This window comes from Marinobacter sp. KM021, assembly GCF_050707965.1.
Taxonomy (GTDB): Bacteria; Pseudomonadota; Gammaproteobacteria; order Pseudomonadales; family Oleiphilaceae; genus Marinobacter; species Marinobacter shengliensis.
This window is the reverse complement of the sequence record NZ_CP136129.1, coordinates 220,168-240,047: the sequence shown is the minus strand read 5'-3', so window position 1 is coordinate 240,047 and position 19,880 is coordinate 220,168. Positions and strand designations below refer to the sequence as shown.

The window sequence follows — 19,880 nt, the reverse complement described above, 5'->3', positions numbered from 1 at the left end:
CCGTTCCCCAACGTCAGTAGCCACTGCTGGCACTCACCAGCCGGGCATAACCAACAGAACCCCGGCCTGCGCCAACGCTGTTATGCTGCGCGTGTTCGAGCATAAACTGGCGCATCTGTTTAAGCTGTTCTTCGTCCAGGCGCTGCAAGGCAACTTCCTCTACCCTGGCAGACAAAGCCAGTGCATCCTCATCAGACAGCTCAGTCACTGCCACCGCAGCCACCGGCTCCTGGGTTTGCCCATCCCATCCGGCGCCGGCGCCAAATCCGATGACCAGAGCCATAACGACCATCGCCGCCACCGGCCATCGCCAGTAGGAGCCTGCGGCAACCTGAGTCTTGAGCCTTGAAGGTTCAGGGCGTACATGACCATCGAGGGCCTCACGTACAGCCACCGCCACATCGACGCTCTCTTCAGGGCCATGACTTTCATGCATGAGGTCACGAACCTGTTGCCAGCGTTGCCACTGGTTTCTGACCTCATCCTGATTACCATGAGACAACAGGCGACGAACCGATAGTTCATCTGCTTCGTCGTCCATCATCGCGGACAGGGTTTCTCTGAGACGCTCATCCATCGGATGCAACCTCATTTACGTCACTGAATGATTGAGCAAGGGACCCAAGTGCCGGTCCACTGCATCCCGGGCCCTGAATATCCGCGACCGAACGGTTCCGATCGGGCATTCCAGAATCCGGGCGATATCCTCATAACTCAGGCCATCATATTCCCTGAGCAGAAAAGCGGAACGAAGTTCCTCAGGCAGGCCTGCTATTGCTTCCGAAAGTGCTTTTTGCAGCTGCTCCCGCTGCAACAGCCGCTCTGGAGAAGCGACATCCCGCAGCCGACCACCATCGTCAAAGTTCTCTGCATCCGCTGAGTCCGCCGAGCCCTGCGGCCGGCGACCACGGGCTTCCAGATAGTTCTTGGCGGTGTTAACGGCAATCCGGTACAGCCAGGTGTAGAACGCGCTGTCGCCACGAAACCGCTCGACCGCCCGGAACGCTTTGACAAAGGTTTCCTGAGTCAGGTCCATTACTTCCTGGCTGTCGTAGACGTATCGACTGATGATGGAGGCCACCCGCGACTGATACTTGACCACAAGCAGATCAAAGGCCGCACGATCGCCATTGCGAACCTTGCGCACCAACTGCAGATCCGTCTGACTGTCGGTCTGCTCACCCGGTTTCCAGTCGTTATCAGGAGTCATGGACGACGTAACAGAATGTCCTGTCTTGGTGGCCAACGGAGTGGCCTTGATAAGATTTGCTGCTTGTGTCATTCGGCTCTTCCGGCGTTCGATCATGAACCCATGGTCCTGGACAGCAACCGGCGGGCGGCTTATCCATCAGGCCAAATAGACAGCAAGCGTAAAGTTTAGTTCAATACACGTCCACATTATGGCCCGCGATAACGACTCAATGCCACAGTCCTTCGAATACGACGTTCTCATTATCGGCAGCGGCGCTGCCGGCCTGACCGTAGCGCTCAATCTGCCGGAGCACCTCAGCGTGTGCGTGGTCAGCAAGGCAGACATCAGTTCCGGCGCCACACTCTGGGCCCAGGGCGGCATTGCTGCGGTGATTGATGATGCCGACTCCGTTGAAAACCATATCCTGGATACCCTCAACGCCGGCGGCGGCCTGTGCCATGAAGATGCCGTGCGCTTTACCGTGGAGCACAGCAAAGAGAGCATCCAGTGGCTGATTGATTCGGGCGTAAAGTTTACCCGCCAGGACGACAGCGAAGACTACCACCTGACCCGGGAAGGTGGCCACAGCCACCGGCGCATCATCCATGCCGCCGACGCCACCGGCCATGCGGTGTCGACCACACTAGCCAGCCAGGCCCAGGCTCGCCCCAATATTGATCTTAAAGCGGGCCGGGTAGCAGTAGACCTGATCACCAACCGCAAACTCGCCCTGCCAGGCAACCGATGCGTAGGCGCTTACATACTGAACCTGGAAGACAACCACGTAGAACTGTTCCGCGCCCGGTTTACCGTGATTGCCACCGGGGGCGCCTCCAAGGCCTACCGCTACACCACCAATCCGGACGGTGCATCCGGCGACGGCATCGCCATGGCCTGGCGGGCCGGGTGCCGGGTGGCCAACATGGAATTCAACCAGTTTCACCCCACCTGCCTGTACCATCCACATGCCAAATCGTTTCTGATTACCGAAGCGGTTCGTGGCGAAGGCGGCGTGCTGAAACTGCCAGACGGTAGCCGATTCATGGACCGGTTCGACAAACGTGCCGAACTGGCGCCCCGGGATATCGTCGCCCGGGCCATCGACCATGAAATGAAACGCCTGGGTGCGGACCATCTGTACCTGGACATCAGCCACAAACCGGCGGATTTCATCAAGCACCACTTCCCCACCATTTACGAAAAGTGTCGGGAGTTTGGCATCGACATCACCAGGGAGCCCATTCCGGTGGTGCCGGCCGCCCATTACACCTGCGGCGGTATTGTCAGCGACGAACGGGCTCGCACCGACATCAACCAGCTGTATGTGGTGGGCGAAGCTGCCTTCACCGGCCTGCATGGTGCCAACCGCATGGCCAGCAACTCCCTGCTGGAATGCCTGGTGTACGGCCGCGCTGCCGCCGCTGACATCGCCCGGCGGGAATCCGACATACCGGAGCCGCCCATCGCACCGGACTGGGATGAAAGCCAGGTACGGGACTCCGATGAAGACGTTGTGATTTCTCACAACTGGGACGAATTACGTCATTTCATGTGGGACTACGTGGGCATTGTGCGCACCACCAAACGTCTGCAGCGGGCCAAGCACCGGGTGGATCTGCTGTCCCGGGAGATCAGCGAGTTCTACAGCAATTACCGGGTTACCAATGACCTGATCGAGCTGCGTAACCTGGTGACGGTTTCCGATCTGATCATCTGCTCAGCCCTGCAGCGAAAGGAAAGCCGCGGCCTGCATTACACACTGGACTACCCGGGCCTGCTGAACGATCCGCAAGACACGGTTCTGGTACCCACCACTTATCGCACGCTGTCTCCCTGACGGGCTGACAGGGAGACTCCACTCTTTTTCAAGGCAACCGACTATGTCAGACACCAATGCGTCCAACGACCATACCGAATTTCACCGCCTGTGGTGGCACAGCCGCCGGGGCATGCTGGAACTGGATGTTCTGCTGCTGCCCTTCCTGGAGGAAGCGTACCGGGATCTCGAGCCGGACGACCAGGCCCGATACAAGAAACTGCTGAGCTGCGAAGACACCGATATGTTCGAATGGTTCATGCAACGCAGCCGGCCGGAAGACCCGGATCTTCAGCGCATCGTTGACATCATCCTGAACCGTGTCCAGCCGGATTGATCTGACTCTATCCCCCTCCGGCATCACGGGCCTGCTGGCCAGTGCACCCTGGATACTGCTCAGCGCTTTTGCCATTGGTGCGGCACTGGAAACCAGCCTCTGGTTACTGATGGTAGGACCGGTCACAATCGCTTTCGCCTGGCGAAACTTCCGGCGCTATGGCCTGTTACGCAGCCCCAGGGCCGTTAAGGCCCTGCGCACCGACAGCGGCGGCATAACCTGCCAGTTCGGCGATGGCCACGAGACACCCGTTCGGGTCTGCGCCTCAAGTACCCTGGGTGCGTCCTGTCTGATCTTGAAACTCCACCCCCAAGACTCCAGATCAGGTAGCATCATGGTAATGATTACCGGCAAGATGGGGCCATTCCAAGCCAATGCTCCCGAGCCTGAGTTCCGACGCCTGCGGGTATGGCTGAGAATCGGCCATACTCGTAACGCACACTGAACTCCGCTGACCCAACATGGAGATCACGATGAACCCCACGGAAAACCCTCGGCCACACTATTCGTCTGACGCCGGGTACACCCAGCTCACCAACAGACGGGTGGTACGCATCAGCGGCCCCGGTGCCGACAAGTTTGTCCAGGGCCAGTTTTCCCAGCATGTGGAAGAGGTGACACAGGCCCAGTCTTTGCGGGCAACCGCCTGCACACCCAAGGGACGAGCTTACTGCGTGACCCGCATGGTACGGCATGGCCAGGACCTGTTGATGGATCTGGATGCAGAGCTGGCGGATGACACCCTGAGCCACCTCCGCAAGTACCTGATGCTTTTTCGTGGGACCAGCATGGACGTGCTGCCTTCCGCCCGAATCCTTGGCCTGACCGGTAAACCAGCCGCCATCACTGCCTGCGGCGACGCAGCCGAATCGCTTTCCCGGCCGGGGCAGACGCTGGCCACCGGTTCCGGAATCCTGATTCGAATCGAGGATACCAGTGACCAGACGGCCCGCTACGAATGGTGGCAGCTTGAGGGAGATCAACCGCTGCCGGAGGAACTGCCCGAGTTGCCCATGGCACATTGGAACGCTGCCAGCATTTCCGCCGGCGTGCCCTGGCTAACGGCCCAGACCCGGGAGGCCTATGTTCCGCAGATGCTCAACCTGCAACACCTGCAAGGCGTTCATTTCAAGAAGGGCTGCTACACCGGCCAGGAAGTGATCGCCAGAATGCACTTTCTGGGGCAGCTCAAGAAGAGCCTGTTCCGCTTGCGTTTTGAGGGTTCCGACACTGCGCCGGAACCCGGCACCAGGCTGCTGTGCGAGGGCAAGAGCGTTGGCGAGGTAGTTAACGCAGAGCTCACGTCTGAACAGGCGGGTGAGATGCTGGCGGTTATCCGGCACGACGCTCAGCAAGGCACCCTGGCCCTGGAAGGCATGAACACGGTGACCGTGACCATGCAACCGCTGCCTTACCCGGTGCCCGAGCAACAGCCCGCAACGCAGGCAGATACATAAGTTGACAGGAAAAACCGGAAAAATTTGCTATAAATTAAACCACATACCGGTTTACCCCGTGCGCGCGAGCAGCGCACCCAGACAAGCGGAACGTTACTGACCATGGCCAACATTGTAGATACCATCAAGGCTGACCTGACCGACGCCATTGAGAATGACAAACTGGTGCTGCCAACCCTGCCGGAGGTGGCGCTTCAGGTTCGGGACATCGCCGAGTCCGAAGACTCGGCAATCGCTGACCTGGTCAAGGTCATCAGTAACGACACAGCCCTCTCTGCCCGGATTATCCGCGTGTGCAACAGCCCGCTGTTCCGGGGTAGCCGCGCGATTGAAAACCTGAACATGGCGGTCAGCCGCCTTGGCATGGCCTACACCAGCAACCTGGCCATGGGTCTGGCCATGGAGCAGATGTTCCAGGCCACCTCAGACATGGTCGACAAGCGGCTGCGCGCCACCTGGCAAACCAGCACTGAAGTGGCCGGCGTGTGCCACGTTCTGGCCCAGCATTACACCAAGCTCAAACCGGATCAGGCCACGCTGGCAGGGCTTGTTCACCTGATTGGGGTGCTGCCGATTCTGCGCTATGTGGAGGACCGGGACATCCAGATCAGCAGTATCATGCTGGATAATGTGATTGATCAGCTGCACCCGCGCATTGGCGCGCTGATTCTGAAGAAGTGGGATTTCCCGAGTGATCTTCAGAATGTGCCGCTGGAGTATGCCAATTTCCAGCGTGAGGTGCCGGCGGCGGATTATGCCGATTTGGTGATGGTGGCGAATTTGCAGCTGGTTGCCGGGACGGACAATCCCTGGACCGAGATGGACTGGAACACGATTCCGGCCTTTGGGCGTTTGGGGCTGGACCCGAATGTCGACATGAGCGAGGAGGAGGATCTCAACGCTCAGATGGAAGCGGCGATGGCGTTGCTTCAGTAAGCTTCACATCACCCATAGAATCAAGGAGCTTGACGCCCGTCTTTACGGCGGGGTTGAGCTCCCAAAACACGCTGTGAATACTTCCCTGTACGCTCTGCTCCGCCATCCCTGGCTCCGCAAGGTTTTGTGAGCTCAACCCCGCCGCAAAGACTACTTCCAAGAGAGCCTTCAGCTCTTCGCATATCTCTGGATAAGCTGCACTTTATCTGGCAGAGCCCAATCAACTTGAGCTATTCCCTGTTTCTGCAGCCAGTCATTAGCTTGCGAGAAGTGCTGACAACCGAAAAACCCTCGATAAGCACTCAGCGGTGACGGGTGCGGTCCTTCCAGAACCAGATGACGATTGCGGTCGATGTGCCGGCCTTTCTTCCTGGCGTAGCTGCCCCAGAGCAGAAACACCACGCCCTCCCGCTCCCGGTTGACGGTTTCGATTACTTTGTCGGTGAAGGTTTCCCATCCCTTGTTCTGGTGCGCACCGGCGTTGCCCTGTTCGACGGTAAGCACCGCGTTCAGGAGTAAAACGCCCTGTTCTGCCCAGGGTTGGAGGCAGCCGTGGTCTGGCGGGGTGATGGCCAGGTCGGTTTCGATTTCTTTGAAGATGTTCACCAGCGACGGCGGTGTAGGCACGCCCGGTCGGACGGAGAAGCAGAGGCCGTGGGCCTGGCCGGGGCCGTGGTAGGGGTCTTGGCCGAGGATGACGACTTTGACCTGGTTCAGCGGTGTGCTGTTCAGGGCGTTGAAGCAGTGTCTCTGCTCCGGGAACAGTACTTTGCCCGCCTGTTCCTGGGCGGCCAGGAATTCGGCCAGTTGCAGCATGTAGGGCTGGCGGAACTCGTCCGCCAGCCAATCATCCCAGCCGCGGCCGGGCTTCAGTTGTTGAGCCAGTGCCTCGGCAGGGTGCATGGGCTTACTCGCTTTCCGGTTTCTGTTCGGCTTTGTGCTCCGGGCGCATGGCCGGGAACAGGATCACGTCGCGGATGGACGGCGAGTTGGTCAGCAGCATGGCCAGGCGGTCGATACCGATGCCCTCACCGGCGGTCGGCGGCAGGCCGTATTCCAGCGCCATCACGTAGTCGTCGTCGTAAAACATGGCTTCGTCGTCGCCGGCGTCTTTCTCGGCCACCTGGGCCTGGAAGCGTTCGGCCTGGTCTTCGGCGTCGTTGAGCTCGGAGAAGCCGTTGGCGATTTCGCGGCCGCCGACGAAGAACTCGAAGCGTTCGGTGACGAACGGGTCGCTGTCTTTGCAACGGGCCAGCGGAGAGATCTCTTTCGGGTACTCGGTGATAAAGGTGGGCTGCATCAGGCGATGCTCAGCCGTGGCCTCGAAGATCTCGATCTGCAGCTTGCCCAGGCCCCAGATGTCCTTCACGTGGATACCCAGGTTCTTCGCCACGGCACGGGCCTGTGCGTCGTCTGCCAGTTGCTCGCGGGTGATGTCGGGGTTGTAGCGCAGGATGGCGTCCACCACGGTCAGGCGCTCGAACGGCTTGCCGAAATCGTATTCGATGGTTTCTTCGCTACCGTCTTTCAGCACCCGGGTGTTGATCACCGTGGTGGTACCCAGCACTTTCTGAGCGATGGTGCGCAGCATGTCTTCGGTCAGGTCCATCAGGTCGTGGTAGTCGGCGTAGGCCTGGTAGAACTCGACCATGGTGAACTCGGGGTTGTGCCGGGTCGACAGCCCTTCGTTGCGGAAGTTGCGGTTTATCTCGAACACCCGCTCAAAGCCGCCAACCACCAGGCGCTTGAGGAACAGCTCCGGGGCAATGCGCAGGTACATGTCGATGCCCAGGGCGTTGTGATGGGTCACGAACGGACGGGCGGTGGCGCCGCCGGGGATCACCTGCAGCATGGGGGTTTCCACCTCAATGAAGTCACGCTCGGTGAAGTACTGGCGCATGGCGTTGATGATCTTCGACCGGGCATGGAACACGCGGCGGCTGTCTTCGTTCACCATCAGGTCCACGTACCGGTGACGGTAGCGGGCTTCGGTGTCGGTCAGGCCCTTGTGCTTCTCCGGCAACGGGCGAAGGGACTTGGTCAGCAGCACGTATTCGTCCATGGTGACGTACAGGTCGCCCTTGCCGGATTTCGACAGGGTACCGCGCACACCCACGATGTCGCCCATATCCCAGTGCTTGGTGTCTTTCTGGACATCCTTGGACGCGTAGATCTGGATGCGGCCAGTCATGTCCTGAACCACCTTGAACGCCTTGCGGTCGAGCATCATGCGGCCGGCAATGGCCACTTTGATACCCAGGGACTCCAGCTCTTCCTTGGATTTGTCACCGTATTTTTCCTGCAGCTCGGCAGCGGTGGCATCGCGACGGAAGTCGTTCGGGAACGGGTTGCCCTGCTCGCGCATGTTTGCCAGTTTGGCGCGGCGCTCGGCAATCAGCTTGTTGTCCTCGGGCTGTGCAGCGTTCTGGGTGTGTTCAGTCATGTTGGCTCACTAAGAAGTCGGGATTGTCCGGGTGTGGGTGAATGACGCTGATTACAGCGCCATCTTCAGACTGGCTTCAATAAACTTGTCGATGTCGCCATCCAACACCGACTGGGTGTTGCTGGTTTCCACCTTGGTGCGCAGGTCCTTGATACGGCTGTCGTCCAGCACGTAGGAACGGATCTGGCTACCCCAGCCGATGTCAGACTTGGAGTCTTCGGCTTTCTGTTTCTCTTCGTTGCGCTTCTGCATTTCCAGCTCAAAGAGCTTGGCCTTGAGCTGCTTCATGGCCTGGTCTTTGTTCTGGTGCTGGCTTCGGCCGGCCTGGCAGGCAACAACGATCCCTGTGGGGTTGTGGGTCAGTCGCACCGCGGATTCGGTCCGGTTAACGTGCTGACCACCGGCACCGGAGGCGCGGTACACGTCGACCCGCAGATCCGCCGGGTTGATTTCGATTTCGAAGCTGTCGTCCACTTCCGGTGACACAAACACGGAAGAGAAGGAGGTGTGGCGACGGTTGCCGGAATCGAACGGGGATTTGCGCACCAGGCGGTGTACGCCGGTTTCGGTACGCAGCCAGCCGTAGGCGTAGTCGCCCTGGATGTGAATGGTGGCACTCTTGATGCCGGCCACTTCACCTTCCTGCAGTTCGACGATTTCGGCTTTGAAACCTCGGCGCTCGGCCCAGCGCAGGTACATGCGCAGTAGCATGTTGGCCCAGTCCTGGGCTTCAGTGCCGCCGGAGCCGGCCTGGATGTCCAGGTAGGCGTTGTTGGCGTCCATTTCACCGGAGAACATGCGGCGGAATTCGAGTTTTTCCAGCTCTCCATCCAGGCTTTCCAGGTCAGCCTGAATTTCGTCGACGGTACCTTCGTCGTCCTCTTCCACGGCCATATCGAGCAGGCTTTCTGCGTCTGCCAGGCCGTTGGTGAGGTTGTCGATGGTTTTGACGATCAGCTCAAGATCGGAGCGTTCTTTACCCAGGTTCTGAGCCCGCTCGGGATCGTCCCATACGGTGGGGAGTTCGAGTTCCCGTTCTACTTCGACCAGTCGTTCACTGCGCTGATCGTAGTCAAAGATACCCCCTCAGCGCTTCGGTGCGCTCGCGAAGCTCTTTGATCTTCGTCACTATGGGATTAATTTCCATGAAACCTTGTCTCGCTTTGGAAAATGGTGCGATAAAAACAGAGGGCGGATTCTACCGGAATTTGTGGGTTAAATCAGCTATTCATGGCTTGGAGTAAGCACCGTGCGAGGTAGGGCTTTCCGAGATCAGTGCAAGCACAGGGTGGCTGGTAGCCTTTCCGGGAGACGCTGTGAATACGTCCGTGTACGCTTAGCGAAAACATCCCTGTTTTCGATACTCCCGGAAAGGCTACCAGCCACCCTGCACCCATACTGCGTTCGGGGCGCCCACACTCGACGGATTCAAAGGGGTCTGACCCTCGGGGTCAGACCCCACCCTTCTCTAGCGCCAATCTCCAAAGAGAGTTCAGCCCAATGGCTCCAGATAATCCACCAACAACTGAAGGTTGGTTCTCCCCCGAAAGGTATTGGCATCCGGCTTGTAAACCACCCGCGCGCCACTCCGGGTAAAGTCCGGCACTTCCGGGCCGGTATTGAAGGCAATCCCATCAATGATGCCACCGCCATCCACCGGCTGCAGCACCAGCTTCAGATGGTTCTCGCCCACAATGCGCTGGCTCACTACCCGGAATTCACCGTCAAACACCGGCTCCGGGAAATGCTGCCCCCAGGGGCCGGCGCGTTTGAGCAGGTAGGCGGTGTCCAGGTTCAACTCTTCCGGGGCCAGGGGTCCGTCGGTGGTGATGGCGGCTTCCAGGTCTTCCGCCTTTAAGGTATCGCGCACGGCCTGGTCGAAGGCGTTGCTGAATCGTTCCAGGTCGTCCCGGACGATGGTCATGCCGGCGGCCATGGCGTGGCCGCCGTATTTTTTCATCAGGCCTGGATTTTTCGCGTCTACCACGGCCAGAGCGTCGCGGATGTGCAGGCCGGGGATAGAGCGGGCGGAGCCTTTCAGGTGTTCGCCGTCGTCATCGGGGGCGAAGGCGATGGTGGGGCGGTGGGTCTGCTCGCGGATTCTGGCGGCCAGGATGCCGATCACGCCCTGGTGCCAGTCCTGGTCGAACAGGGCCAGGCCCCAGGGCAGGCCTTCGATGTCGAGGGACATGGAGGCAAGCAGGTCCTGGGCCTGGGTTTTCATGTCTTTTTCGATGCTGCGGCGTTCGCGGTTGAAGTTGTCCAGTTCCCGGGCCAGGCGCAGGGCTTCGTCGCGGCTGTCGGCGAGCAGGCAGGCGATGCCGATGCTCATGTCGTCCAGCCGGCCGGCGGCGTTCAGGCGCGGGCCAACCACGAAGCCGAGGTCCGTAGCGCTGATTTCGGTGTAGTCGCGGCCAGCCACTTCCAGCAGGGCCAGGATGCCCGGTCGGGCTTCGCCTTTGCGGATGCGGCGGATGCCCTGCTCTACAAAAATCCGGTTGTTGTGGTCCAGCGGTACTACGTCTGCCACGGTACCCAGGGCCACCAGGTCCAGCAGGTTACCCAGGTTGGGCTCCGGGTCTGGCAGCAGGTTGTTGTCCCGCAGGTGTTTGCGCAGGGCGGTGAGCACGTAGAACATCACGCCAACACCGGCAGCGTTCTTGCTCAGGAACGGGCAGCCAGGCTGGTTGGGGTTAACGATGGCATCGGCGTCTGGCAGTTCGTCACCGGCCAGGTGGTGATCGGTGATGACCACCTTGATGCCCAACTCCCGGGCGGCGCGCACGCCTTCGATGGCGGAAATACCGTTATCAACCGTAACGAGCAAGTCGGGTAAATCGCCTTCGTCCTGCAACCGGTGAATGATGCCCGGCGTCAGGCCGTAGCCGTCGGAGAAGCGGCTGGGTACCCGGAAGTCGATCGCAGCCACGCCCAACATGGATAAGCCGAGCATGGCGACGGCAGTACTGGTAGCGCCATCGGCATCGAAATCCCCCAGCACCATCACCCGTTGCTTCTGGGCAACGGCCTCGGCCAGCAGTTCAACCGCGCGATCAATACCGCGAAGCTGCATCGGCGACGCCAGGTGTTTCAGGGTGTATTGGAGCTGATCGTCGGACTGTACACCGCGAGCGGCGTACAGGCGGCGAAGGATGGGCGGCAGGTTTTGTCCCCAGCCCGTCACATCGGACGGCTGGGGGCGACGCAGGATCTTTTTAGGAGTCATGCCGGATCAGGCGTTCTTCCAATGCTTGGCGATAAAGCCCTGCACCTCGGACACGCTGTTATCCAGCACGGTGTAGCGCTCTTCCCGCTCAAACAGATCCGCCATGTGGGCAGGCAGTTGCGGCTTCACAACCAGGCCAGACTCGGAGATGGCGTCCGGGAACTTGGCCGGGTGGGCGGTACCCAGGGTAATCATGGGCACGGCGCTGTCACGGCGGCAGTTGCGGGCGGCGCGCACACCGATGGCGGTATGCGGGTCCAGCAGGTATTCGTTCTGCTCGTAGATGTCCCGGATGGTATCGCAGGTGGCTTTGTCGTCCACCGCATCGCTGTCGAACAGCTTACGGGCATGCTTCCAGCGGTAGTCTTCGATGCTGACCGGACCCTTGGCTGCCCGCTCCAGCAGATCTTTCACCGCCGCACCGTCACGACCGTGCAGGTCAAACAGAAGGCGCTCGAAGTTGCTGGACACCATGATATCCATGCTCGGCGACAGGGTATGCTCCAACTGATGCTGCTCATACTTGTTGCCGCTCATGAAGCGATGCAGTATGTCGTTGCGGTTGGTGGCAATCACCAGTTGGGAAATCGGCAGGCCCATTTTCTTGGCCAGGTAACCGGCAAAAATGTCACCGAAGTTGCCGGTGGGTACCGAGAACGCCATGCTACGATCCGGGCCACCCAGGGCCAGGGACGCCTGGAAGTAGTAAACGATCTGGGCCATGATCCGCGCCCAGTTAATGGAGTTCACCGCTGCCAACTGGGTTTTGCCACTCAGGAAGGACTGGTTGCCGAAGCTTTCTTTTACCATGCGCTGGCAGTCATCGAAGTTACCCTTGACCGCGATGTTATGGATGTTGTCACCCTGCACCGTAGTCATCTGCCGGCGCTGTACTTCCGATACTCGCTGGTACGGATGCAGGATAAAAATATCCACATGCTCGCAACGGCGGCACCCTTCGATGGCGGCAGAGCCGGTATCACCGGAGGTGGCACCCATGATCACCACGTGCTGCTTGCGTTTCTCGAGGACGTAATCCAGCAGCCGACCCAGCAGCTGCAGGGCAAAGTCCTTGAACGCCAGCGTGGGGCCGCGGAACAGCTCCATCACCCATTCATTGGTGTCCAGCTGAACCAGGGGCGCGACCGCCTGATGACTGAATACGCTGTAGGTTTCGCCCAGCATCTTGCGGAAATCATCCGCTGGAATGGCGTCTTCCACAAACGGGTACATCACTTTGTAAGCCAGCTCTGCATAAGGGAGCCCACGCCAGCTGCGGATTTCTTCCACACTGAAGTGCGGCAGTGATTCCGGCACATACAGGCCGCCGTCTGTGGCCAGGCCTGTCAGAAGAACGTCTTCAAAGCCCAGAGCGGGCGCTTCACCCCGTGTACTGATGTATCTCACGTGCGTACCTGTCAGTTAAAGTTTTCAGCGCGGATGCGGACAACCTTGCCATCGATGTCGGCCAGGGCTTCCATTTCCTCGATGGCCAGGTTCATCTGGCGTTCCTGAACGGTGTGGGTCAGGATGATGACCGGGATGCGGCCATCCTTGAATTCGGATTCTTTCTGCATGATCGATTCGATGTTGATGCCATGCTCACTCAGGATCGCGGCAATCTTGGCCAGCACACCCGGATGGTCGAAGGCCTGAATACGCAGGTAGTAAGCCGACTGCACATCTTCCATAGGCAGAACCGACAGGTCTTCCAGAGCCTCCGGGCTGAAGCCCAGATAGGGAACACGCTGCTGACTGCTGCTTGCAACCGCGCGGGCTACGTCAACGATGTCTGCGATCACCGCAGATGCTGTGGCCTCGTCACCGGCACCAGGGCCGTAGTACATGGTCTGCCCTACCGCATCGCCATCTACCAGCACCGCATTGAGCACGCCATCCACCTGGGCAATCAGGTGACTTTGCGGCACCAGCGTTGGGTGGACACGCAATTCAATACCGTCATCACGGCGACGAGCAATACCCAGGTGCTTTACCCGGTAGCCGAGGAGCTCGGCATGGGAAATGTCGTAAGGCGTAATGCCGGAAATGCCTTCGGTGTAGGCTTTCTCGAACTGCAGCGGAACGCCAAAACCTGACGCTGCGAGGATGGTCAGCTTATGGGCTGCATCAATGCCTTCCACATCGAAGGTCGGGTCTGCCTCTGCGTAACCCAGGGCCTGGGCCTCTTTCAACACTTCACCGAATTCACGACCTGCGCGCATCTCGGTCAGGATGTAGTTACCTGTGCCGTTGATGATGCCGGCAATGGTGTCGATGCGGTTGGCCGCCAGGCCTTCACGTACCGCCTTGATCACCGGAATGCCACCGGCAACGCCGGCTTCGTAAGCGACAACAACGCCGGCCTTCTCCGCCGCCTCAAAAATCTCGTTGCCGTGCACAGCAATCAGCGCCTTGTTGGCGGTCACCACATGCTTGCCCTGGGCAATAGCAGCCAGCACCAGCTCTTTGGCGGCATCATAACCACCAATCAGTTCAACCACGATATCAATATCAGGATCATTCACCACATCGAAGATGTCGGTACTGAAAGGAACGCTGCCAAGCTCCAGGTCATCCCGGCTATGGCGACTGGCCACCCGGGTAATCCGGATATTGCAGCCCGCACGCCCCGCAATAATCGCGGCATTGCGAGTCAGGACATTGAATGTACCGCCGCCAACGGTTCCCAGTCCGCAAATTCCGACATTAACGTCTTTCAAGCTCTCACCTCTGATCCCGATGGGGTGCTGATGGATTGCAACAAAGGGCAATAGTATACCGATTCGGGGCCCTCTGAATAAGCCCTGAATCCGTTGCAGTTAACACGATAAACGTCGGAGCTGTGCGACAGCTCCGGGGTAAATCACAGAATCCCTAGACCCTCGGCCAGGTTTCGCGCAGGTACGTAGCCCCGGACCATGTTACCGTCTTCGAGAAGAATGGCCGGTGTACCGGTGACCCCTACCTGGCCACCCAGGCGGTACTGTTCCTCGACCGGGTTATCACAGCTTTTCTGGGGCACGGACTTTCCACCCTTGGCTGCGTCCATCGCTTCCTGCTGATCCTCAGCGCACCAGACCGACACGTACTTTGTGAACGAGGGAGTTCCAGGGCCGGAACGAGGGAAACCATAGTAGTTCACGGTGATGCCATAGTCGTTTAACTGCGGCACTTCGTCATGCATTTTCCGGCAGTAGGGGCAATCAATGTCGGTAAACACATCAATGACCGCCTTCTGCTCCCCCTTCGCCGGGTAGGTAATCACACCCTTGCCGGCAAACGCGGCCATCTGCTCTTTCCGTTGCCCGGCCCGCGACGCCTCTGACACGTTAGCTATACCGCTGTCGGTAATCTTCAGCAGATCTCCGGTCAGCAGGTATACACCGTCGGCCGTGGTGTAAATGGTGTCGCCATTGTTGCTTTGCACTTCGTAAAGGCCAGCCGCCTCCGATTCCCGCACCGAGGTCACTTTCAGACCAGGCACCGCATCCATCAGGCGCTTGGCAATTCGATCCTCGGCGTCGGCAGCACTCGCCCCGGAAACCCAGGTCAGCAACATCACCAGACCCGCCACAACGGCCACAATATTCAGATTCATAGGGTTAACTTACCTTCTGTGTTTGTAATTTCGAAACCTTGTGATGCGACACCGCCACTCAGCAAAAGTTCATCCGGCTAACATACCAGATTAGCCCCGGGGATGGTGTGCCTGGTGCAAATCCTGAAGCCGCTGGCGCGCCACATGGGTGTAGATCTGAGTCGTCGAAAGATCGGAATGCCCCAGCAGCATCTGCACCACTCGCAAATCAGCACCGTGATTAAGCAGATGCGTGGCAAAGGCATGGCGCAGGGTATGCGGAGAAATAGGCTTATGGATGCCTGCACGAATTGAATAATGCTTGATTCGGTGCCAGAAGGTCTGGCGAGTCATGGCCGTGGCCCGATTACCGGGAAACAGGGCGTTACTGCTTTTGCCCTTCAACAACTCGTTGCGGGCCTCTTTCATGTAGCGAACCAACCAGTCCACCGCTTCTTCGCCCAAGGGCACTAGCCGTTCTTTGCCTCCTTTACCACTGATGCGGACAACCCCTTGACGCAGATTAACCTGATCAACCGTCAACCCGGTCAGCTCAGATACCCGCAGTCCGCAACCGTACAGAATTTCCAACATGGCCCGGTCGCGCAGCTCTATTGGCTCCTGCGGGTCCGGCTCTGTGAGCAAGGCATCCACATCATCTTCAGTCAGGGTATCCGGCAGCCGCCGGGGCAACCGCGGGCTGTCGATTCTGAGGGTGGGATCTTCAGCAATCAGGCCCTCACGCAGCAGGAAGCGATAAAAACGACGAATGCCAGACAACCGCCGGGCCGCGGTACTGGTTTTGAGGCCATCCGCAAGCCCTCTCGACATCCAGGCCAGAAGATCGGTGCGCCGGGCATCACGGAGTGTTGGGCTCCCTGGCTGAGCCTGCAACCAATCGGCCAGCCTGAACAAATCACTGGCATAGGCTTGACGGGTTTTCTCACCCAGGCCATCTTCCAGCCAGATGGCATCGGAAAACCGGGTTATCAACTGCTCATCGTCTGGCCGGGGCAAGATAACACCTCTTCACTGGCTGCCTGTCGGCATTACAGCATAGCGAGTAGGGTGAGGCGTTACCGCCTCATCCCTCTCACAGAACCGTACATACGGGCCACGTATACGGCTCATGCCATTAACTTACCCCGAACTCGGGGACAGTGATGCCGGTTTTGACCTTCGCAAGATCCATCAACTGCAGGTCATTGTGCAGGTAGGTGTTGGGCAGGGCCAGACTGGCCAGTGGGGACGCCGCGTTGCGCCAGCTTTGCATCTTGATATGCCGGAACGGGGGTTGGTAACCCAGCTGTTTCAGCCTCCGATGCAGCCGACTCGGCTTTTTCCACTGCTTGAGCTGGAGGCAGCGTAACCGCCGCCTTAGCCACCTCATCACCTGCTTTAACACCCGCGCGCAGTTCGCCACCCGGAAGTAGCTGACAAAGCCCCGCAACACCGGATTCAGCTCACGTATAATGGCCGCGAGTCCGATGCCCCGGTTTCGCTTCGTCAGTGATTTCAGCTTCTGCTTAAGCCTGACCACCTTCTTTCCCTGTATGTGGGTGTACTTGCTATGTATCACCACGCCCAGGAACTTAACCCCTTCATCACTATGGGCGATGTGGGTTTTGGTGGTATTGACCGTCAGCTTCAACTCATTTTCCAGATAGCGCCGGGCCACCCGTAACGCATTCTCCGCGCCCGCTCGTGAGCCGCACAGGATCAGGATGTCGTCCGCGTAGCGGACGATCCGGTGACCCCGGGCTTTCATGAACTGGTCGAAGGCGTCCAGATAGACGTTCGCAATCAGCGGGCTGATCACGCCGCCCTGCGGGCTTCCCAGCTCCGTTTCTTCAAGGTGGTATCCCACCATCACGCCGCTTTCCAGGAACTGGCGCAGCAGTGACAGGACACTGCCGTCCGTGATCCGTTGGCGGAACTGGCGGATGATCAGGTCATGGTTGAGCGTGTCGAAGCATTTCGACAGGTCCATGTCCACAACCCAGTCACGCCGGTAGCGGCGGATAAACAACTCCGCCTTGCCAATGGCGTGGTGACCACTGCGTCCCGGACGATACCCGTAACTCGACGGGTGGAAATCCGGCTCGAAGATCGGTTCGATAATACGGCGCAGCGCCTGTTGTACAACCCGGTCCCGAACCGTCGGAATGCCCAGCAGACGCTCACCGCCGTCATCCTTGGCGATGGCTACGCGCCTGACTGGTTGCGCCCGATAGCGCTTTTCCTTCAGCTCGAGCAACAGGCACGACAGCTCCACCTCCAGATTCGCCTCAAACGCACCCAGGCTCTGCCCATCGATTCCGGCCGCGCCCTTGTTGCGTTTGATGTGTCTGAAGGCTTCATACAGGCGCTGTTTTGACAGCAATTGCCCGTACAGACTGTAGTATTTCCTCATGCCTGCTCATCTCTGTGGTGACGGCTTCGAGGATCGGTCTGGCTGCCGGTCTGTTTCAGGCGATCCGTCCGGGTACTAGCGCTCTGGCAATCTGCCGCCACGGTATCGCTCTACCCCTTGTTCGGAGAACACCAGAGCCACTGCGTTCCCGCAGCACCCCGATGCACTTCCCTGCCCCGTCGGGCAGCTTGTGAACGCAGCGTCCACCTGTTCGCTCGTCGTCCGTCACTCTCGTTAATGACTTCCGCCCTTCGCATCCGACCAGAGCTTTTGACCCTGACCGGTCCGCTGAACCTCCGCCAGCGGTCATTCCGGTTTTGTCCTCCACGCTGTTACCAGGCTTCTCAGGCCGGAACTTCCTCACTACTACGGCTTCATCTGCCACCTCGCACCGACTGCGGCCTCGGCTTTCACCTTGCGCCACAGCCTCCGGCATCGCCGGATTCGGTGTCAGGCTTCCCCGGTTACTGCACCGGCTCCCTGTTAACGATGCCACCCTCAAACACAGCACAGGTCTGACTGAGTATCGGGCGTCGCGCTATTTTGCACGCTAACCCACCTGGACTGCCGAAGCAGGTTCACTTGCGTTGTGTACCGTTAACTTCCTATGGCTTCCTTCAGACCCCACCGTTGGCCAGTGACGCCCTTGCCAGTCGGATTGTCTTCCCCTCAGTCGGGGTGACGCCATCTTCTTTCAGATGGCCGGGTTTGCCGGCTTCGCCGGGCAAACAAAAAAAGCAGCCCCTCGAGGCTGCTTTTTTTGTTACTGATCAGCCAGAAGCTTGAATCAGTTGAGCTTTTCCTTGATACGAGCCGCCTTACCAGACAGATCGCGCAGGTAGTAAAGCTTGGCCTGACGCACGTCACCGCGACGCTTCACGCTCACGCTGTCAATCAGCTTGGAGAAGGTCTGGAAAGTACGCTCAACGCCCACGCCGTAAGAGATCTTACGAACAGTGAAGGAAGAGTTCATGCCACGGTTGCGCTTGCCGATAACCACGCCTTCAAACGCCTGCAGACGCTCACGGTTACCTTCAGTTACGCGAACCTGAACAACCACGGTGTCACCCGGCGCGAACGCAGGGATTTCCTTGGTCATCTGTTCTGCTTCAAGTTGACTGATGATGTTGTTCTTGCCGCTCATCGTAATGCTCCTGATACCCAATCTTTCAATGCCCTGATGACTCAGAGACACCCGGTTCGTTAAAAATTTCTTCCAGAAGCTGACGCTCTTCTTCCGTAAGCACCCGCTTTTCCAGCAGGTCGGGGCGTCGCTCCCGGGTTCGCCTCAACGATTCTTTCAATCGCCAACGCCGGATCTGTTCATGGTGACCGCCCAAAAGAACTTCCGGCACCGCCTGACCTTCGTAAACCTCGGGCCGGGTATAGTGCGGACAATCCAGCAAACCGTCAGCGAAGGAATCCTGCTCCGCTGACTGCGCATGACCCAGCGCTCCGGGGATGAGGCGTGTTACCGCATCAATCACAGCCATCGCCGCCAGTTCGCCGCCTGAGAGGACAAAATCCCCCAGAGACACTTCCCGGTCGACTTCCGCCGATATCAGGCGCTCATCTACGCCTTCATAACGACCGGCAACGAGAATCAGCTGCTGTTCGGCGGCCAGAGACTCCACCACCGACTGATCCAGCCTTTCACCTTGCGGCGAAAGGAAGACCACACAGGCCTTGCCGGGTGCCGATGCCCTGGCCTCATGGATGGCATCCCTGAGAGGCTGAATTTTCATCAGCATTCCGGGGCCGCCGCCATAGGGCCGATCATCCACCGTGCGATGTCGGTCGTGGGTATAATCCCGGGGATTCCAGCAGTTGAAGGTCAGTAACCCTTCACGAACTGCCCTGCCGGTAATACCGTAATCCGTCACCGCAGAAAACATTTCCGGGAACAGACTGACCGCGCCAATCCACACCCGTCAGAACTCCGGATCCCAGTCGACCACCATGCGCGAGTTGTCCAGATCTACCCCGTGAACCACCTGATCAGGCAGATAGGGGATAAGCCGTTCGCGCTGGTCAATGGAGCTCGCCGTTGCGCGCACCACCAGGACATCGTTGGAGCCTGTTTCCAGCAGGTGATGCACCTTACCCAGGCACTCACCCTCAACCGTGAACACTTCAAGCCCCTCCAGCTGGTGCCAATAGAATTCCCCTTCAGGCAATTCCGGCAACTGCTCGGTTGGAACCCGGATCTCGGCACCGCCATAGGTACGGGCCAGCTCACGATCATCAACACCTTTAAGCCTGACGACGATCCCCTGCCCCTGGCGGCGACCCTCCTCAAGCTTTACCGGGATACGCTTACCGTCCAGGACTAGGGTCCAGTCACGATAAGCCAGTATCCCTTCCCGGGGATCAGTATAAGAGAAGACTTTAAGCCAACCCTTGACCCCGAACACCGAGGTGATCTGGCCGATCACAGTTTCCTGTGGATGCTGTGTCATGCCTGTCAAACCCCGGTCTTTACG

The 19,880-nt window shown here is 59.0% G+C and carries 19 protein-coding genes; 5 read left to right on the top strand and 14 right to left on the bottom strand.

Annotation, left to right across the window (positions count from 1 at the left end):
* Window positions 1-13: 13 nt before the first annotated feature.
* The gene (locus tag RVM24_RS01230; RefSeq protein ID WP_061332281.1) at window positions 14-577 is read right to left on the bottom strand and encodes a sigma-E factor negative regulatory protein; all 564 of its coding nucleotides are present in this window, start codon (window positions 575-577) and stop codon (window positions 14-16) included.
* A gap of 15 nt (window positions 578-592) precedes the next feature.
* Window positions 593-1,282, bottom strand: a complete 690-nt coding sequence (gene rpoE, locus RVM24_RS01225; RefSeq protein ID WP_061332282.1) for an RNA polymerase sigma factor RpoE — start codon at window positions 1,280-1,282, stop codon at window positions 593-595.
* 139 nt (window positions 1,283-1,421) lie between these two features.
* Here rpoE and nadB point away from each other — a divergent pair, with 139 nt between their 5' ends.
* The 5 genes from nadB (at window position 1,422) to RVM24_RS01200 (ending at window position 5,738) form a co-directional block, all read left to right on the top strand.
* Window positions 1,422-3,029 (top strand): L-aspartate oxidase, encoded by a 1,608-nt coding sequence (gene nadB, locus RVM24_RS01220; RefSeq protein ID WP_286922238.1) that lies wholly within the window; start codon window positions 1,422-1,424, stop codon window positions 3,027-3,029.
* A gap of 43 nt (window positions 3,030-3,072) precedes the next feature.
* Window positions 3,073-3,345, top strand: a complete 273-nt coding sequence (locus tag RVM24_RS01215; RefSeq protein ID WP_061332284.1) for a succinate dehydrogenase assembly factor 2 — start codon at window positions 3,073-3,075, stop codon at window positions 3,343-3,345.
* Window positions 3,329-3,790 (top strand): hypothetical protein, encoded by a 462-nt coding sequence (locus RVM24_RS01210; RefSeq protein ID WP_286922237.1) that lies wholly within the window; start codon window positions 3,329-3,331, stop codon window positions 3,788-3,790. The genes RVM24_RS01215 and RVM24_RS01210 overlap by 17 nt, the downstream gene beginning before the upstream one ends.
* A gap of 28 nt (window positions 3,791-3,818) precedes the next feature.
* Entirely contained in the window at window positions 3,819-4,802 is a 984-nt protein-coding gene (locus RVM24_RS01205) for a YgfZ/GcvT domain-containing protein (RefSeq protein ID WP_431474832.1), read from the top strand.
* Window positions 4,803-4,904: 102 nt separating this feature from the next.
* Window positions 4,905-5,738, top strand: coding sequence for an HDOD domain-containing protein (locus tag RVM24_RS01200; RefSeq protein ID WP_431474831.1), 834 nt, complete (start codon window positions 4,905-4,907; stop codon window positions 5,736-5,738).
* A 168-nt stretch (window positions 5,739-5,906) separates the two neighbouring features.
* Here RVM24_RS01200 and ung read toward each other — a convergent pair whose 3' ends face one another.
* The 12 genes from ung to rimM all read right to left on the bottom strand — a co-directional run bounded on the left by ung (window position 5,907) and on the right by rimM (window position 19,856).
* Window positions 5,907-6,641: a uracil-DNA glycosylase gene (gene ung, locus RVM24_RS01195; protein ID WP_286254157.1), complete on the bottom strand. Its 735-nt coding sequence runs from the start codon at window positions 6,639-6,641 to the stop codon at window positions 5,907-5,909.
* Between the two features lie 4 nt (window positions 6,642-6,645).
* Complete coding sequence (gene lysS, locus RVM24_RS01190; RefSeq protein WP_431474830.1) at window positions 6,646-8,181, bottom strand: lysine--tRNA ligase; 1,536 nt, start codon at window positions 8,179-8,181, stop codon at window positions 6,646-6,648.
* A 51-nt stretch (window positions 8,182-8,232) separates the two neighbouring features.
* A protein-coding gene (prfB, locus tag RVM24_RS01185) for a peptide chain release factor 2 (protein ID WP_230713722.1) occupies window positions 8,233-9,328 on the bottom strand; the annotation gives its coding sequence in 2 pieces (ribosomal slippage) (window positions 8,233-9,255 and window positions 9,257-9,328; 1,095 coding nt in all).
* A gap of 345 nt (window positions 9,329-9,673) precedes the next feature.
* Window positions 9,674-11,407, bottom strand: coding sequence for a single-stranded-DNA-specific exonuclease RecJ (gene recJ / locus RVM24_RS01180; protein ID WP_230713723.1), 1,734 nt, complete (start codon window positions 11,405-11,407; stop codon window positions 9,674-9,676).
* 6 nt (window positions 11,408-11,413) lie between these two features.
* The gene (gene thrC, locus RVM24_RS01175; RefSeq protein WP_286922233.1) at window positions 11,414-12,814 is read right to left on the bottom strand and encodes a threonine synthase; all 1,401 of its coding nucleotides are present in this window, start codon (window positions 12,812-12,814) and stop codon (window positions 11,414-11,416) included.
* Between the two features lie 11 nt (window positions 12,815-12,825).
* Window positions 12,826-14,127, bottom strand: coding sequence for a homoserine dehydrogenase (locus RVM24_RS01170; RefSeq protein WP_106693506.1), 1,302 nt, complete (start codon window positions 14,125-14,127; stop codon window positions 12,826-12,828).
* Window positions 14,128-14,270: 143 nt separating this feature from the next.
* Window positions 14,271-15,005, bottom strand: coding sequence for a thioredoxin fold domain-containing protein (locus RVM24_RS01165; RefSeq protein ID WP_431474829.1), 735 nt, complete (start codon window positions 15,003-15,005; stop codon window positions 14,271-14,273).
* 90 nt (window positions 15,006-15,095) lie between these two features.
* A complete protein-coding gene (gene xerD, locus RVM24_RS01160; protein WP_431474828.1) occupies window positions 15,096-16,001 on the bottom strand; it encodes a site-specific tyrosine recombinase XerD in 906 nt (301 codons plus the stop codon).
* A 118-nt stretch (window positions 16,002-16,119) separates the two neighbouring features.
* Window positions 16,120-17,397 (bottom strand): group II intron reverse transcriptase/maturase, encoded by a 1,278-nt coding sequence (gene ltrA / locus RVM24_RS01155; RefSeq protein ID WP_431474827.1) that lies wholly within the window; start codon window positions 17,395-17,397, stop codon window positions 16,120-16,122.
* Between the two features lie 787 nt (window positions 17,398-18,184).
* Window positions 18,185-18,541, bottom strand: a complete 357-nt coding sequence (gene rplS, locus RVM24_RS01150) for a 50S ribosomal protein L19 (protein WP_022988899.1) — start codon at window positions 18,539-18,541, stop codon at window positions 18,185-18,187.
* 25 nt (window positions 18,542-18,566) lie between these two features.
* Window positions 18,567-19,325: a tRNA (guanosine(37)-N1)-methyltransferase TrmD gene (gene trmD / locus RVM24_RS01145; protein WP_431474826.1), complete on the bottom strand. Its 759-nt coding sequence runs from the start codon at window positions 19,323-19,325 to the stop codon at window positions 18,567-18,569.
* Between the two features lie 3 nt (window positions 19,326-19,328).
* Window positions 19,329-19,856: a ribosome maturation factor RimM gene (rimM, locus tag RVM24_RS01140; RefSeq protein ID WP_106693500.1), complete on the bottom strand. Its 528-nt coding sequence runs from the start codon at window positions 19,854-19,856 to the stop codon at window positions 19,329-19,331.
* Window positions 19,857-19,880 lie beyond the last annotated feature (24 nt).